The sequence below is a fragment of the Cellulomonas marina genome (assembly GCF_900111925.1).
GTDB lineage: Bacteria > Actinomycetota > Actinomycetes > Actinomycetales > Cellulomonadaceae > Cellulomonas > Cellulomonas marina.
This window is the reverse complement of sequence record NZ_FOKA01000013.1, coordinates 1-14,298: the sequence shown is the minus strand read 5'-3', so window position 1 is coordinate 14,298 and position 14,298 is coordinate 1. Positions and strand designations below refer to the sequence as shown.

Genomic DNA, 14,298 nt, shown 5'->3' with positions numbered 1-14,298 from the left:
CCGGCCGGCTCGGCGCAGGAGGAGGTCGGCCACGGCGACGTCGTGCGCGGCGACACATCGCGGGACGACACGTCGCGGGACGACACAGCGCGCGACGCCGCCGTCGTGGCGCTGCGCCGGGTGGCGTTCCTCCTCGAGCGCGGCCGGGCGACGTCCTACCGGCCGGCCGCGTTCCGCACCGCGGCGCGGGCGGTCGAGGCCGAGAGCCCCGCGGCGGTCCGAGACCTCGTCGGGCGGGACGCGCTGACGGAGCTGGCCGGGGTCGGCCCGCGCACCGCGGAGGTCGCCGCGCAGGCCGCGCGGGGGGAGCCGGTCGCCTACCTCGAGCGGCTGGAGGCCGAGGCGGAGACGCTGCCGCCGTCGCAGGTGCCGGGGTCGCCGGAGCCGGACGAGGCCACCGTCGCCGCAGCCCGCGCGCTGCGCGAGCGCCTGCGTGGCGACCTGCACGCGCACACGGAGGCGAGCGACGGCGCGACCCCCGTCCAGGAGATGGTGCTGGCGGCGCTCGAGCTGGGGCACGACTACGTCGCGATCACGGACCACTCGCCGCGGTTGACGGTGGCCCGCGGCCTGTCCCCCGAGCGGCTCCGCGCGCAGATGGCGGCGCTGGAGGCGCTGGGCCGGGCGGTCGCGCCGTTCCGGGTGCTGCGGGGGATCGAGGTCGACGTCCTCGACGACGGGTCGCTGGACCAGGAGCCGGAGCTCCTCGACGCGCTGGACGTCGTCGTCGCCTCCGTGCACAGCAAGCTGCGCATGGACGAGCGGGCGATGACGCGGCGCATGCTGACCGCGGTCGCGGACCCGCGCACGGACGTGCTCGGCCACTGCACCGGGCGGCAGGTGACCGGACGCGGCCGGCCGGAGAGCACCTTCGACGCCCGGGCCGTGTTCGAGGCGTGCGCCGAGCACGGCGTGGCGGTGGAGATCAGCTGTCGCCCGGACCGCCTGGACCCGCCGCACGCCCTGCTGGACGTCGCGGTGGAGGCCGGCTGCCTGTTCAGCATCGACACCGACGCCCACGCGCCCGGCCAGCTCGACTGGCTCATGGCCGGGTGCGTGCGGGCCGTGCAGCACGGCATCGGGCCGGAGCGGGTGGTCACCACCCGCACGGCCGAGGACCTGCTGGCCGGGTTCCGGCGCTGAGGTGCGCGCCTAGACTGGTCCGTCCGGCGCGGCCGCCCGCCGTCCCGCACGTCCCGCCCGTCCGTCCCGCACGTCCCGCCCGCAGGAGGTCCCGCATGGCCGTCGTCGCCCGCCGGACGAAGCAGCGCGCCGAGATCCTCGGGCTGCTCGACGAGGTGGACGAGTTCCGCAGCGCCCAGCAGCTCCACGAGCTCCTGCGGGCGCGCGGCTCCGGCGTCGGGCTCGCGACGGTCTACCGGGCCGTGCAGACCCTCGCCGACGCGGGGGAGGTCGACGTGCTGCGCTCGGCCGACGGGGAGTCGGTCTACCGACGGTGCGAGCGCCGCGGCAGCCACCACCACCACCTCGTGTGCCGGGTTTGCGGCCGGACCGTGGAGATCGACGGACCGGCCGCGGAGTCCTGGGCCGAGTCGGTGGCCGCCGCGCACGGCTTCGCGGAGGTGGACCACACCATCGAGCTCGTGGGCACCTGCGCCGCGTGCCGGGAGGCCAACCACGAGGCGGGGCTCAGCGCGGGTCCGACGGACGGGACCGTTCCGCCCGTTGGATGAGCACCTGCGGCAGCAGCCACCAGACGAGCAGCAGCAGCACCGCCACGGCGCCGCCGACCACGTAGCCGGCTGTCCGCGACACGACCACGTCGAACAGGAACAGCGGCACCCCGGCGAGCACGGCGGCCAGCACCACGAGGCCCGTCCGGGCCAGGCGGTCGGCGCTCGTGACGAGCTGCGGCTTGCGGCCGCGGCGGAACAGCGCGCGGTGCAGCGAGACGGGGGCGACGATGAGCGTCGTCGCCACCGTCGCCAGCACGAGCAGCGTCAGGTAGGTCGTCCGCTCCTGGGTGTCGAGGTCGGCGAAGCGGCTCTGGAACGGGATGGTGAGCAGGAACCCGACGAGGATCTGCGCGCCCGTCTGGACCACCCGCAGCTCCTGGAGGAGCTCGTTCCAGTTGCGGTCGGCGCGCTCGGTGGGTGTCTCGTCCCGGTCCCGGGGGCCGGCGGCCGGTGCGTCGACGGCCTGCGGGTCGGCCGGGGTGGGTGCCACGTGCGTCATGGCGGCATCGTGGCCGAGCGACCCGTCACGTGCACGTGCACACGTCCGGCGCCGGCGCCGGCGCCCGGCCGGTCGACGACGCCCGCGCCGACGGGGCACCCGTGCCGACGTCGCATGATGGTCCCGTGCACCCTCTCCACGACACGGACCGGCGCGACTTCGCCTCCGACAACTACGCCGGCGTCCACCCCGAGGTGCTGGCCGCCCTCGCCGCCGCGAACGGGGGCCACCAGCCCGCGTACGGCGCCGACGTCTACACCGCCCGCCTGCAGGAGGTCGTGCGCGGGCACCTCGGCCCGGACGCGGAGACCTTCCCCGTCTTCAACGGCACCGGGGCGAACGTCCTGTCGCTGCAGGCGGTGCTGCCGCGCTGGGGGGCGGTCGTGTGCGCGGAGACGGCGCACGTCAACACGGACGAGAACGCCGCGCCGGAGCGCGTGGCGGGCCTGAAGCTGCTCACGGTGCCGACCCCGGACGGCAAGCTGACCCCCGAGCTCGTGGACCGGCAGGCGTGGGGGTTCGGCGACCAGCACCGTGCGCAGCCGGGGGTGGTGTCGATCACCCAGACCACCGAGCTGGGGACCGCGTACTCCGTCGAGGAGATCCGTGCCCTGGCCGACCACGTCCACGCGCTCGGCATGCGGCTGCACCTGGACGGCGCGCGCCTGGGCAACGCGGCGGCGGCCCTCGACGTCCCGCTGCGGGCGCTGACGACCGACGCCGGCGTGGACGTGGTGAGCCTCGGCGGGACGAAGAACGGGGTGCTGTTCGCGGAGGCGGTCGTGGTCCTCACGCCGGGGTCCGCCCCCGGCCTGGACTTCCTGCGCAAGATGGGCATGCAGCTCGCCTCGAAGATGCGGTTCGTCTCCGCGCAGCTCCTCGCGCTGTACGACGGCGACCTGTGGCGGCGGTCGGCGGCCCACGCGAACGCGATGGCGGCCCGGCTGCGCGCCGGGATCGAGGACGTCCCGGGCGTGCGCGTCACCCGGGCGACGGACGCGAACGCGGTCTTCGCGGTCCTGCCCCCGGGGGTCGCCGACCGTCTGCGGGAGCGGACCCGGTTCTACGACTGGAACGCCGCCACGGGCGAGGTGCGCCTCATGTGCGCCTTCGACACCCGTCCGGAGGACGTCGACGCCTTCGTGGCGCAGCTGGCGCAGGAGGCCGCCCGCGTGCCGGCCGACGCCGTGCGCGCACCGGCGCCGGCCGGTCGGGTCTGACCACCGGGAGACGACGAGGCCCCGTCACCGCGGCGGGCGGTGACGGGGCCGGGTCGGAGCCGTGTCGGTGCAGCAGCCGCCGGACGGGCCTCGGCGTCAGGGGCGCGGGCGCCGGTGGTGGCCGGGGCCGCCGGTCGGGCGCGAGGCGCCCTGCGGCGCCCGCGGACCCGTGTCGGGGCGCAGGTGCAGCGGCCGGCCGGCGACGCGCGTGCGCGCCAGCCGGTCCACCGCCTCCGGCGTGAGGTTGTCGATGTCGACGAGCGAGAACCCGGCGAAGATGTCGATCTTGCCGACGTCCTTGCCCGTCAGGCCGCCCTCCCCGGTCAGCGCGCCGACGAGCGCCCCCGGCTGGAGGCCGTCCTTGTGCCCGACCGCCACGCGGTAGCGCGTGCCGGTGCCGCCCGAGCGGCGGTTCTCCGTGCGGTGGCCCGGACGGCTGTCGCGCGGGCCGCGGTCGCGCGCGTCGCCGCGGTCGCCCCCGCGCTCGGGCACGAGGCGTGCCCGGCTGAGCGCGTCGTCGAGGTCGTCGCCCTCGGTGGGCCGCGGCGAGGGCCCCTCGTCGCCGACCGCGAGGGCGGTGACGACGGCGAGCAGCTCGACGGGGTCCGTGCCCGGGTGCGCGGCCAGGTACGTCTCGACCGCCGTGCGGGCGGCCTCAAGACGGCCCCGCTCCCGCCGGTCCGCGACCCGCTCGAGCAGGCGCGCCGCCCGGTGGCCCGACACCTCGGCCGGGCTCGGGATCGTGACGAGGTGCAGCGGGCTGCGCGTCGTGCGCTCGATCTGCTTGAGGCGCGACTGCTCCGCCGGGGTGACGAACGACAGGGCCTCGCCCGTGCGGCCGGCGCGGCCCGTGCGGCCGATGCGGTGCACGTACGTCTCGGGCTCGCGCGGCACGTCGAAGTTCACGACGAGGCCGATGCGGTCCACGTCGAGCCCGCGGGCGGCGACGTCGGTGGCGACGAGGACGTCGAGGGCACCGCTGCGCAGGCGCTCGACGATCTTCTCGCGGTCGGCCTGGGCGACGTCGCCGGAGATGTGGGCCGCGGGGATGCCCTGCGCGACGAGGGCCGTGCCGACCTCCTCGGCCGCGCCGCGGGTGCGGACGAAGACGATCGTGGCGTCGGCGTCCGTGACCTGCAGGACGCGCGCGAGGGCGCCGGTCTTGTGCCGGTGCGGGACGACGGCGTAGGTCTGCCGGACCGCCGTGACCGTCGAGGACTGCCGGGCGACCGTGATCTCCAGCGGGTCGCGCAGGTGCTCGTTCGCGACGCGGCGGATGGCCGGCGGCATCGTCGCCGAGAAGAGGGCGACCTGGCGCTCGACGGGTGCCGAGGACAGCACGCGCTCGACGTCCTCCGCGAAGCCCATGCGCAGCATCTCGTCGGCCTCGTCGAGCACGAGGAAGCGGACGTCCTCCAGGTGCAGCGAGCCGCGGTCGAGGTGGTCCAGGACGCGGCCGGGGGTGCCGACGACGACCTGGGCGCCGCGCTCGAGGGCGCGCTTCTGCGGCAGGAAGGGCGCACCGCCGTAGACGGGCACCACTGACAGGCCGCGCAGCCGCGAGGCGAAGGAGGAGATGGCGTCGGCCACCTGCATCGCGAGCTCGCGCGTCGGGGTCAGGACGACGGCCTGGACGGCGCCGACCTCGGGGTCGACGGCCGCGAGCAGCGGCAGGCCGAACGCGGCGGTCTTGCCGGTGCCGGTCTGCGCCACGCCGACGACGTCGCGGCCGTCGAGGAGGGCCGGCAGCGCCTGGGCCTGGATGGCGGAGGGCGTGACGAAGCCGAGATCCAGCACGGCGTCGAGCAGCACCGGGGGCAGCCCCAGCGCGTCGAAGCCGCCGGCGACGGGGGCGCTCGGGGCGGCGGACCCGGCCGGGCCGGCGGCGGCGGGCGTCGCCGGGGCCTCGTCGGTGCCGGTGACGTCGGCCGCGCGGGCCTCGTCGTCGGGGAGGAGGTCGTGGTGGGGGGAAGCGGGCAGCACAGTGCTCAAGAGGCGAACCGTTCGTGCGGGAGGAGCCCCGACCGCGCACCGGGACGGTGGGCGGTGGTCGCGGCCCCGACACCCTGAGGACCACCGGCGACGGCCGGTGCCTGACTGCTCGCGCGCCACCGGCCCCGGACGGGGACGGTCCCGGCGCACCCACGGGGGAAGCGACGAACTCCTGGATCACCGGAGAGCCTACCGGAGCGGGCCCGCGCCGGGCGGGGAGGGGGCCTGTGTCCTGCACGACGCGCCCGTGGGGGCCGCGACGGGAATACGGCGGGGCACGGGTGGCGGGCGGGGCTGCGGATGGGGTGGCGCCCTCGCCGGTCCGGGGGACCGACCCCCTAGGATCGGGCGCGACGACCGGTGGAGGGTGGCGACGGGGTGACGACGGACGCGGGGCGCATGACGGCGCAGGAGCGCCGCGGCACGCCCGTCCCCGGCGCCGACGAGCCGGTCACCCGCCGCGTGTGGACCGTCCCCAACGCGATCTCCGCGGCCCGGCTCGCCCTCGTGCCCGTCTTCGCCGTGCTCATCGCGCAGGGCCACGACGGCTGGGCGGTCCTCGTCCTGGCGGTGTCGGGGTTCAGCGACTGGCTGGACGGCGTGCTCGCGCGGTCGCTGCACCAGGTGAGCCGGCTCGGGCAGATGCTGGACCCGGCGGCCGACCGGCTGTTCATCCTCGTGACCCTGCTCGGCCTGGCGTGGCGCGGGGTCGTGCCGTGGTGGCTCGTGGCCGTGCTGGTGGCGCGGGACGTGGTGCTGCTCGTCGTCCTCCTCGTGCTGGCGCGCGCCGGGTACGCGCCGCTGCCCGTGCACATGGCCGGCAAGGCCGGCACGTTCGCGCTGCTCTACGCGTTCCCGCTGCTGCTCCTGTCGGAGTGGTCCTCCGTGGTCGGGCACGCCGCCACGGTCGTCGGGTGGGCCTTCGCCCTGTGGGGGCTGGCCCTCTACTGGGTCGCCGGCGCCGCGTACCTCCTCCAGGCGACGCGCGTGCTCGTCGGCGCCCGCCGGTCCGGTGCCTGAGCGGCCCGACGCAGGAGCGCGCGGGACCCCGCGGCCCGACGCGTCGATGACGCTGCTGGTCGAGGCGCAGGAGCGCCCGCTCGACCCCGGGTACGCGCTGGCCGCGGCCCGGCGCGCCGAGCGTGAAGCGGCAGCGGCGCGCGCGGGGGCACCGGCGCCGCGGCGCTCCCGGCGCGCGACCGCGTTGCTGGTCGCCACGGCGCTCGTCCTCGGGCTCATCACGTCGGCCGCCGTCCTGCAGCTGCGCCGGCCCGCGGGGTCGGCGGAACGGGCGCGGGCGCTGCTCGTCGAGCAGATCGAGGAGCGCTCGTCGCGGGTCGTGGAGCGCAACGCCCGGGCGGCCGAGCTCGGCGCGCAGGTGCGCGAGCTGCAGGACGAGGCGCTGGCCGGGCTGGACCCGGCGCTGGCCGACGTGCTGGCCGCCGACGTCGTCGCGGCCGGGTCCGCGCCGGTGCGCGGGCCCGGCCTGCGGGTGGTGCTGACCGACGGCCCCGGCGCCGCCGACGGCAGCGAGCCGGAGTCGGCCGTGCGGGACGGTGACCTGCAGCTGCTCGTCAACGCCCTGTGGGCGGCCGGGGCGGAGGCGGTGGCCGTCGGCGGGCAGCGGCTGACGGCGACCGCGGAGATCCGCAACCGGGCGGGCGCGGTGCTCGTCGACCTCGTGCCGGTCGTCGGGCCGTACGTCGTCGAGGCGGTGGGGGACCCCGCCGGGCTGGAGACGGGGCTCGCGCGCTCGTCGGCCGCCGACCACCTGGCGGCCCTGCGCTCGGTGTGGGGCATCGGCGTGCAGACCTCCCGGCAGGGCACACTGACCCTGCCGGCCGGGCGCGCGCCGGCGCTGCGCGAGTCGCGGCTGCCGGAGGGCGTGGATCCCGTGACGGGTGGACCGTCGGCGGCCGGCGTCGCGCAGGACGACGTGCAGGACGGCCTGCAGGACGGGTCGCAGGGACGGGACGAGGGGTCGGGCGGGGCACCGGCGTCGGAGGGGACGGACGGATGATCGCGGCGATCGGGCTCGTGCTGGGGGTCGTCGTCGGCCTGGCCGTACGGCCGGAGGTGCCGGTCGAGCTGCAGCCGTACCTGCCCATCGCGGTGGTCGCGGCGCTGGACGCGCTGTTCGGCGGCGTGCGCGCGCTGCTCGACGGCATCTTCGACGACAAGGTCTTCGTCGTCTCGTTCCTGTCCAACGTCGTGGTCGCCGCGCTCATCGTCTTCATCGGCGACCAGCTCGGCGTCGGCTCCCAGCTCTCGACGGCCGTCGTCGTCGTCCTCGGCATCCGCATCTTCTCCAACGCCGCCTCCATCCGGCGGCACCTCTTCCACGCGTGAGCACGGCCGACGGGGGCCGCGGCCCCGCTCCGGGCGGGCACCACCGGCACGCCGCGCGCGAGGAGCGCGCGCCGTCCGGGTGGTCCGTGCTCGCGCACGCGCTGCGCCCGCGGGTCTCCCGCGCGCAGGTCGTGACGGGGGTGCTGTGCGCGCTGCTCGGGTTCGCCGTCGTGACGCAGGTGCGCCAGGCGTCGACGGCCACGCTGAGCACGCTGCGGCAGGACGACCTCGTGCGCCTGCTCGACGAGACCACCACGCGCGGCGACGAGCTGGCGCGCGAGCTCACCCGCCTCGAGGCCGAGCGCGACGAGCTGCTCTCCGACGACAGCTCCCGGCAGGCAGCGCAGGACGCCGCCCGGCGGTCCGCCGAGACGCAGGGGATCCTCACCGGGCGCCTGCCGGCCGTCGGGCCGGGGGTCGTCGTGACCGTCGCCGACCCCGACGGCCGCGTGAAGCCGGCGACCCTGCTCAACCTGCTCGAGGAGCTGCGCAACGCGGGCGCCGAGGCCATGCAGGTCGGCGACGTGCGGCTCACGGCCTCGAGCGCCTTCACGGGCGGTGCGGGCGAGGTGCTGCTGGACGGGCAGCCGCTGCAGGCGCCGTACCGGTGGGTGGTCATCGGGGACCCGGACACGATCGCCACCGCGCTCGAGATCCCCGGCGGTGCGCTGGCCGCGGTGCGCCGTGACGGCGGCGACGGCGGCGTGCTGCGGCGCGAGGAGGTGGAGGTCACGGCGCTCGCGACCCCCGCACCGCCGACCTGGGCGACCCCGCTGCCGGCCGAGGACGGCTGAGGGCCCGGACGGCCTGAACCGACCTGCACCGGCGACCCTGCACCGGCGACCTGCACCGGCGACCTGCACCGGCGACCCGCACCGGCGACCTGCACGGGCGGCAGGGACGGGCCGCCGGGCCGTGCGGCCAGGTCGGTGCGCCCGCCGGGCCGGTGTGCGTAGGGTGTGCGGCGTGGCTGCGACGACGTCGGGAGGCGAAGGGTGAGCGAGCGTCAGGACCTCCCGGAGGGCCAGCCGGAGGACCAGGTGGAGGGCCTGCCGGGGAGCACCCCCGCTCCGCGCCCCGCGGTCCCGGAGACGACGATCCAGTTCGGCGCCGTCGACGTCGGCGACGTGGACGCGCTGGCCCCCGTGGGGCTCGGCGCCGAGGACGTCGCCGCGGTGCAGGCGCTGCCGCCGACGTCGGCGCTGCTCGTCGTCCAGCGGGGGCCGTCCGCCGGGGCGCGGTTCCTCCTCGACGCGGACCGCACCGCCGCGGGTCGCAGCACCCACGCCGACATCTTCCTCGACGACGTGACGGTCTCGCGCAAGCACGCGGAGTTCGTCCGGCAGGCCACCTCCTTCACCGTGCGGGACGTGGGCTCCCTCAACGGCACCTACGTCAACCGCACGCGCATCGACGAGGCCGTCCTGCGCGCTGGCGACGAGGTGCAGATCGGCAAGTACCGCCTGACCTTCCACCCGAGCCCCGCCCGGGGCCAGGGCCAGGGGTGAGCGCGGCCGCTCGGGGCGGGGCACGGGCGTCGGCGGAGGCGTCGTCGGCAGGACCGTCGTCGGCAGGACCGTCGTCGGCAGGACCGTCGTCGGCAGGACCGTCGTCGGCAGGACCGTCGTCGGCAGGACCGTCGTCGGCGGGAGCATCCTCGGCCGGGTCCTCCACGGCTGCGTCGGCGACGGCCGGGTCGGCCACCGCCGGTCCCGGTGCCGCGGACGAGCCCTGGCCGCGGGGCATCTCGCGACGCGCCTCCATGCGCATATCGGACGTGCTGGCGGCCCTCCAGGTCGAGTTCCCCGCGGTGACGACGTCCAAGCTGCGGTTCTGGGAGGAGCACGGGCTCGTCACGCCCGTGCGGACCCCGGCGGGGTACCGCCAGTACTCCCCGGCGGACGTCGAGCGGCTGCGCTACGTGCTGGCGCAGCAGCGCGACCGGTACCTGCCGCTGAAGGTGATCGCCGAACGCCTCGCCGCGCTCGACGCAGGCCTGGAGGACGAGCCGACCCCGCGTGCGCGCCTGGCGACCCGGGACGGCGACCGTGTGCCGACGACGGCCCGGTGGACGGCTCCGCGCCTCGCGCAGGAGGCCGGCGTGGGCGCGGCCCTCGTCGCCGAGCTCGCCGCGGCGGGCGTGCTGCGGGCCGACGCGCGCGGGACGTACGCCCCGGCGGACGCGGAGCTGGTGCGGGCGGCGGCCACGCTGGCGCAGCACGGCATCGACGCGCGGCACCTGCGGCAGATCCGCGTCGCGGCCGAGCGGCAGGTCGAGCTCGTCGCCCAGGCGGTCGCACCCATCCGTGGGCAGCGCAGCGCGTCGGCCCGGGCCCGGGCGGCCGGGCTCGCGGCGGAGCTCGGGGAGCTCTGCGGCCAGGTGCACACGGCGGTCCTGCGCGCGGCGGTCGCCGACCTCACGCCCTGAGCCTCACCTCCCGCCGCTGGACCTGGTCCGGCCGGTCTGCGGTGGTGCTGCGGTCGGTCTGACGGACGCTGCCGGCGGACCGACGGCCCCGCTGCCGGACGCGCCCCCGGGTCGTACCGTGGGCGGCATGGGTGAGGACCCCGGGCTCGTCCCCGTCGAGGTGGTCGGCGTCCGGCAGCAGCCGGAGGAGGAGGCCGTGCTCGTCCTCCTGCTCGAGCCGGGGACGGATCTCGTCGTCCCCATCGTCGTCGGTCGACCGGAGGGTGCCGCCATCGTCGCCGCCATGGCGGGGGAGACGCCGCCGCGGCCCATGACGCACGACCTGCTGCACCACGCGCTCGTCGCCGCGGGGGAGCCTGTCGTGCGCGTCGCTGTGACGGCGCTGACCGCCGGCGTCTTCCACGCCGAGCTGCTCCTGCTGGGCGGCGCACGGGTCGACGCCCGCGCCTCCGACGCGATCGCCGTCGCGCTGCGCTTCGGCTGCCCCGTGCTCTGCGCCCGGGCGGTCGTCGAGCGGGCCGGCGTGGAGGTGCGGCGCACCACGCCGGAGGACGAGGTCGCGCGATTCCGCGCCTTCCTCGACGACGTGACCGCCGACGACTTCGAGCCCGAGGACGAGGGCTGACCGTCGCGGGTCGTGCCCCCCGGGGCGGCGCACAGCGTGCGCAGCGGAGGAGCACCGCGCCCGCCTGGGCGCGACACGCCGGGGGCCGCTCGGGGGGCACGTCGTTGCGCCGGGGTGCCCGCACCCCTAGCGTGACCACGACGGCGAGGCAGCGGCCGCGTCCGGACCGAGGAGGACCAGTGGCCAGCACAGACGGCGCGGAGACGACGGGCGTCCCGCAACGCGCGCAGGGTCTGCTCTTCGACGACGCGCTGCCCGACCTCGACGAGGCGACCGGATACCGCGGCCCGACGGCCTGCCGCGCGGCGGGCATCTCCTACCGCCAGCTCGACTACTGGGCGCGCACCGGGCTGGTGGAGCCGTCGATCCGGCCCGCGACCGGGTCCGGCACGCAGCGCCTGTACTCCTTCCGCGACATCCTCGTGCTCAGGGTGGTCAAGCGGCTGCTCGACACCGGGGTCTCGCTGCAGCAGATCCGCACGGCCGTGGCGCACCTGCGCGAGCGCGGCGTCGACGACCTCGCCCAGATCACGCTCATGTCCGACGGGGCGTCGGTGTACGAGTGCACGTCGGCGGACGAGGTGATCGACCTCGTGCAGGGCGGGCAGGGCGTGTTCGGCATCGCCGTCGGCCGCGTGTGGCGCGAGGTGGAGGGCACGCTGGCCGAGCTGCCGACCGAGCGCGCCGAGGACGACGCGACCGCCGAGCCCGCCCCGGGCGACGAGCTCGCCGCCCGCCGCCGGGCACGCAGCGCCGGCTGACCTGCCGCGCCGGCCGACCTGCCGCGCCGGCTGACCTTCGGGCGTCTGCTCCGCCGCACGTCGGAGGGCCACCGACGCCTGCGGCGAGCGGTGCGCCTGCGCGTGCCGTCCTCAGGGCCTCGCGGCATGCTGACCCCCATGAGCACACTCACCCACTGGGGACACTCCTGCGTCCGGTTCGAGCTGCCCGGGGGCGCCGTCGTCGTCGATCCCGGCGCGTTCTCGGACCTCGACCGCTCGTTGCCCGGGGCCGTCGCGGTTCTCGTGACGCACGAGCACCAGGACCACGTCGTGCCGGCGGACCTCGTCGCGCACCTCGCGGGGCTCGGGTCGTCGACCGAGGTGCACGCCCCGCAGGCGGTCGTGGACGCGCTCGTCGAGGCCGGCCTGCCCGCCGAGCGGGCGCACGCCGTGTCGCCCGGCGACCGGCTGGACCTCGCGGGGGGCACCTTCACCGTCGTGGGCGGCGACCACGCGGTGATCCACCCCGACATCCCGGGGATCGCGAACGTCGGGTTCCTCCTGGAGGTGGAGGGGAGGACGGTCCTGCACCCCGGGGACGCCTTCGTCGCGGCGCCCGAGGGGGTCACGGTCGACACGCTGCTCGTGCCGGTCGGCGCGCCCTGGCTCAAGCTGGCCGACACGATCGACTGGGTGCGCTCGGTCGCGCCGCGGCGCGTCGTGCCGATCCACGAGGCCGTCCTCAGCGGCGCCGGCCGCCAGCTCGCGTCGACCCTGCTGACGAACCTCGGCGGCGCGGGCGAGCCCGTGGTGCTGGAGATGGGCGAGTCCACGGACCTGTGACACCGGTGCCGCACGACGCGTCAGCCCACACGGGTGCGCCGGCGCGACACCCACGAGCCCACAGCACGACCGGTACGACGAGGAGAGGAAGGGCCGATGACCGAGAGCCTGCCGCCCGGGACCGCGGAGGTCCCGCTGCTGGAGGACGACGAGACCGTGGCCCCGCGCCCGGAGGAGGAGGTCGCCGACGCCCTGCGCGCGACGCCCGACCCCGCCGGGCACGGCGGGCAGGGATGACCACACCGGGGGGCGACGCGGTCGCCGTCGTCCCCCGTCTCGTGTCCGTGGTGCTGGACACGACGGACGTCCGCGGGCTGGCGGAGTTCTACCGGGTACTGCTCGGGCTGACCTACCGGGAGGGTGACGAGCCGCCGACGGACGGCCGGCCCGACCAGGACTGGCTCGTGCTGCAGGGCGACGGCGACGTGCGCCTGGCGTTCCAGCAGGTCGACGAGCAGCCGCGGTCGACGTGGCCCGAGCCGGGTGTGCCGCAGATGCTGCACCTGGACACCGCCGTGGGGTCGGTCGCCGACCTGCTGGAGGTCCGCCGCCGAGCTCTCGCCCTGGGCGCCCGCGAGCTGCACGACCGGTCGGACGACCCCGAAGAGCCCCTGTTCGTCCTGGCGGATCCGGCGGGCCACCCGTTCTGCGTCTTCGTCGCCTGAGGACCCCGCCGCGGTGCTGTAACGAGGGGTGCAGCCCGTGTGCGCGCTGCCCCCCCGGTCGGTCCGGGCCGCGGCGCGACTGCTGCAGGGCGCCGGCTCGGGCCTGAGGACAAGCGGCACACCTCACACCGGACGCCTCAGGACCTCACCCGGAGGGCCGATCGGCCGGGGAGAGCATCCCGTCCCGTAGGAGGTCATCGTGCTCGACCAGGACACCGCCGCCCGACGTCACCGCCAGCTCGCCGACCTGCCTCGGCAGGCGGCTCTCGCGGCCGAGGCGGCCTCCGCGGTCCTCGTGGTCGCCGGGGGCGCCACGGGTCTCGACGCCGCCCATCTGTGGGGCCCGGTGCACGCCGCCGGCTCGGGGCTGCTCGACACCGCGGAGGACGTCCTGCACGGCCGGGCTACGGGTCCGCTGCGGCCGGACGTCGTGGTCGCGGCCGTACGGGTCGACGGACTCGTGACGGCCGTGCTCGCGGCGGCGACGCCCCGCCGCGGCTTCACGCCCGCCCAGCGCGAGGCGGTCCTCGCGGCCGCGCGGGCCGCGCACGACCACCTCGTCGCGCTCCGCCCGGCTGCACGCGTCCGCGTCGCCGGCTGACCGCGTCACCGCGGTCCCTCTCGTGGGGGTGAAGCCGCGAGCACCGTGACACCCAGAGGGCATGGCGGGACGTCCCGGGGGCCTGGCGGCGGCACGGTGGCGGTGCTGGTCAGAAGGGCGGTGGGTCGTCCGGCCCGGGCAGGGACGACGGCAGGCCCCGTCCCGGCAGGGGTGCAAGCGCGTCTGATCCGTCCGCCGACGTCTCCCCGTCCCGGAAGTCTGATCCGGCCGTCCGGGTGCTGCTCGTGGTGCCCGCCGGGGTGGGTGGTGGGGTCGGTGGTGGTGTCCAGGCTGGTTCGGTGGTGTAGGTGCGTGCTCGGGGTGAGTGCCAGGTGGCGCGGCCGTCGGGGTGCAGGGTGGCCGACCAGCCGCCGAGGTGCTTGAGGCGGTGGTGGTGGCGGCACAGGTTCAGCAGGTTGCCGGCGGTGGTGGGGCCGCGGCGGGCCCAGTCCTGGACGTGGTCGTTGTCGCACCCGGTCACGACGCGTCCGCAGCCGGGGAAGCGGCAGGTGCCGTCGCGGGTCTGCAGGAACCGTCGCAGGGCTGCCGGGGGCCGGTAGGACGTGCCGTCCACCGCGCGCACGTCCCCGGTGACCGGGTCGGTCAGGACGCGGGTCAAGCACGTCGCGCCGGCCAGGAGCTGGCGGGTGGTGACGG

At 76.8% G+C, this 14,298-nt stretch carries 18 protein-coding genes; 15 read left to right on the top strand and 3 right to left on the bottom strand.

The features are described 5' to 3' along the window. The first annotated feature begins 105 nt into the window (after positions 1-105). Both BM048_RS13575 and BM048_RS13570 read left to right on the top strand, forming a co-directional pair. Entirely contained in the window at positions 106-1,143 is a 1,038-nt protein-coding gene (locus BM048_RS13575; RefSeq protein ID WP_308439555.1) for a PHP domain-containing protein, read from the top strand. A gap of 95 nt (positions 1,144-1,238) precedes the next feature. Next, positions 1,239-1,694 carry a Fur family transcriptional regulator gene (locus BM048_RS13570; RefSeq protein ID WP_090033869.1) on the top strand — a complete coding sequence of 152 codons (456 nt, stop codon included), beginning with the start codon at positions 1,239-1,241 and terminating at the stop codon, positions 1,692-1,694. Here the strand turns inward: BM048_RS13570 and BM048_RS13565 are convergent. Beyond that, positions 1,651-2,196, bottom strand: coding sequence for a DUF6328 family protein (locus BM048_RS13565; protein ID WP_239079039.1), 546 nt, complete (start codon positions 2,194-2,196; stop codon positions 1,651-1,653). The genes BM048_RS13570 and BM048_RS13565 overlap by 44 nt on opposite strands. Positions 2,197-2,321: 125 nt before the next feature. Between BM048_RS13565 and BM048_RS13560 the strand changes: the two genes are divergently transcribed. Further along, positions 2,322-3,416, top strand: a complete 1,095-nt coding sequence (locus BM048_RS13560) for a threonine aldolase family protein (RefSeq protein ID WP_090033984.1) — start codon at positions 2,322-2,324, stop codon at positions 3,414-3,416. A gap of 96 nt (positions 3,417-3,512) precedes the next feature. Here the strand turns inward: BM048_RS13560 and BM048_RS13555 are convergent, their stop codons facing one another. Then, entirely contained in the window at positions 3,513-5,399 is a 1,887-nt protein-coding gene (locus BM048_RS13555; RefSeq protein ID WP_373308469.1) for a DEAD/DEAH box helicase, read from the bottom strand. 408 nt (positions 5,400-5,807) lie between these two features. On the opposite strand from BM048_RS13555, the gene clsA reads away from it, so the two are divergent. The 12 genes from clsA to BM048_RS13495 all read left to right on the top strand — a co-directional run bounded on the left by clsA (position 5,808) and on the right by BM048_RS13495 (position 13,641). Then, the gene (clsA, locus tag BM048_RS13550; RefSeq protein WP_090033982.1) at positions 5,808-6,428 is read left to right on the top strand and encodes a cardiolipin synthase ClsA; all 621 of its coding nucleotides are present in this window, start codon (positions 5,808-5,810) and stop codon (positions 6,426-6,428) included. A 46-nt stretch (positions 6,429-6,474) separates the two neighbouring features. Further along, positions 6,475-7,428 (top strand): DUF881 domain-containing protein, encoded by a 954-nt coding sequence (locus BM048_RS13545; protein ID WP_090033866.1) that lies wholly within the window; start codon positions 6,475-6,477, stop codon positions 7,426-7,428. After that, positions 7,425-7,757, top strand: a complete 333-nt coding sequence (locus tag BM048_RS13540; protein WP_090033865.1) for a small basic family protein — start codon at positions 7,425-7,427, stop codon at positions 7,755-7,757. Before BM048_RS13545 ends, BM048_RS13540 begins: the two co-directional genes overlap by 4 nt. Next, positions 7,754-8,551: a DUF881 domain-containing protein gene (locus tag BM048_RS13535; protein ID WP_090033864.1), complete on the top strand. Its 798-nt coding sequence runs from the start codon at positions 7,754-7,756 to the stop codon at positions 8,549-8,551. The genes BM048_RS13540 and BM048_RS13535 overlap by 4 nt, the downstream gene beginning before the upstream one ends. Positions 8,552-8,806: 255 nt before the next feature. Continuing rightward, on the top strand, positions 8,807-9,265 hold the full coding sequence (locus BM048_RS13530) for an FHA domain-containing protein (protein ID WP_090033981.1): 459 nt from the start codon (positions 8,807-8,809) through the stop codon (positions 9,263-9,265). A gap of 254 nt (positions 9,266-9,519) precedes the next feature. Next, positions 9,520-10,185: a transcriptional regulator FtsR gene (ftsR, locus tag BM048_RS13520; protein ID WP_090033861.1), complete on the top strand. Its 666-nt coding sequence runs from the start codon at positions 9,520-9,522 to the stop codon at positions 10,183-10,185. 127 nt (positions 10,186-10,312) lie between these two features. Next, a complete protein-coding gene (locus BM048_RS13515) occupies positions 10,313-10,810 on the top strand; it encodes a bifunctional nuclease family protein (RefSeq protein ID WP_090033979.1) in 498 nt (165 codons plus the stop codon). 179 nt (positions 10,811-10,989) lie between these two features. Continuing rightward, positions 10,990-11,571 (top strand): MerR family transcriptional regulator, encoded by a 582-nt coding sequence (locus BM048_RS13510; RefSeq protein ID WP_090033859.1) that lies wholly within the window; start codon positions 10,990-10,992, stop codon positions 11,569-11,571. Between the two features lie 138 nt (positions 11,572-11,709). Further along, complete coding sequence (locus BM048_RS13505) at positions 11,710-12,375, top strand: MBL fold metallo-hydrolase (protein WP_175499554.1); 666 nt, start codon at positions 11,710-11,712, stop codon at positions 12,373-12,375. A gap of 96 nt (positions 12,376-12,471) precedes the next feature. Next, positions 12,472-12,612, top strand: a complete 141-nt coding sequence (locus BM048_RS18270) for a hypothetical protein (protein WP_175499553.1) — start codon at positions 12,472-12,474, stop codon at positions 12,610-12,612. Further along, complete coding sequence (locus BM048_RS13500; protein WP_090033856.1) at positions 12,609-13,040, top strand: VOC family protein; 432 nt, start codon at positions 12,609-12,611, stop codon at positions 13,038-13,040. Before BM048_RS18270 ends, BM048_RS13500 begins: the two co-directional genes overlap by 4 nt. 199 nt (positions 13,041-13,239) lie before the next feature. Continuing rightward, positions 13,240-13,641 (top strand): hypothetical protein, encoded by a 402-nt coding sequence (locus BM048_RS13495; RefSeq protein WP_090033855.1) that lies wholly within the window; start codon positions 13,240-13,242, stop codon positions 13,639-13,641. Between the two features lie 109 nt (positions 13,642-13,750). Here the strand turns inward: BM048_RS13495 and BM048_RS18265 are convergent. Beyond that, positions 13,751-14,298, bottom strand: a 548-nt coding sequence (locus BM048_RS18265) for an HNH endonuclease signature motif containing protein (RefSeq protein ID WP_175499552.1), incomplete at its 5' end; no start/stop codon positions are given.

Excerpts from the sequence above, each read along its gene's own strand:
- BM048_RS13570 (WP_090033869.1), top strand. The coding sequence starts at position 1,239 with ATGGCCGTCGTCGCCCGCCGGACGAAGCAGCGCGCCGAGATCCTCGGG.
- BM048_RS13565 (WP_239079039.1), bottom strand. The coding sequence starts at position 2,196 with ATGACGCACGTGGCACCCACCCCGGCCGACCCGCAGGCCGTCGACGCA.
- clsA (WP_090033982.1), top strand. The coding sequence starts at position 5,808 with ATGACGGCGCAGGAGCGCCGCGGCACGCCCGTCCCCGGCGCCGACGAG.
- BM048_RS13545 (WP_090033866.1), top strand. The coding sequence starts at position 6,475 with ATGACGCTGCTGGTCGAGGCGCAGGAGCGCCCGCTCGACCCCGGGTAC.
- BM048_RS13540 (WP_090033865.1), top strand. The coding sequence starts at position 7,425 with ATGATCGCGGCGATCGGGCTCGTGCTGGGGGTCGTCGTCGGCCTGGCC.
- ftsR (WP_090033861.1), top strand. The coding sequence starts at position 9,520 with ATGCGCATATCGGACGTGCTGGCGGCCCTCCAGGTCGAGTTCCCCGCG.
- BM048_RS13515 (WP_090033979.1), top strand. The coding sequence starts at position 10,313 with ATGGGTGAGGACCCCGGGCTCGTCCCCGTCGAGGTGGTCGGCGTCCGG.
- BM048_RS13505 (WP_175499554.1), top strand. The coding sequence starts at position 11,710 with ATGAGCACACTCACCCACTGGGGACACTCCTGCGTCCGGTTCGAGCTG.
- BM048_RS18270 (WP_175499553.1), top strand. The coding sequence starts at position 12,472 with ATGACCGAGAGCCTGCCGCCCGGGACCGCGGAGGTCCCGCTGCTGGAG.
- BM048_RS13500 (WP_090033856.1), top strand. The coding sequence starts at position 12,609 with ATGACCACACCGGGGGGCGACGCGGTCGCCGTCGTCCCCCGTCTCGTG.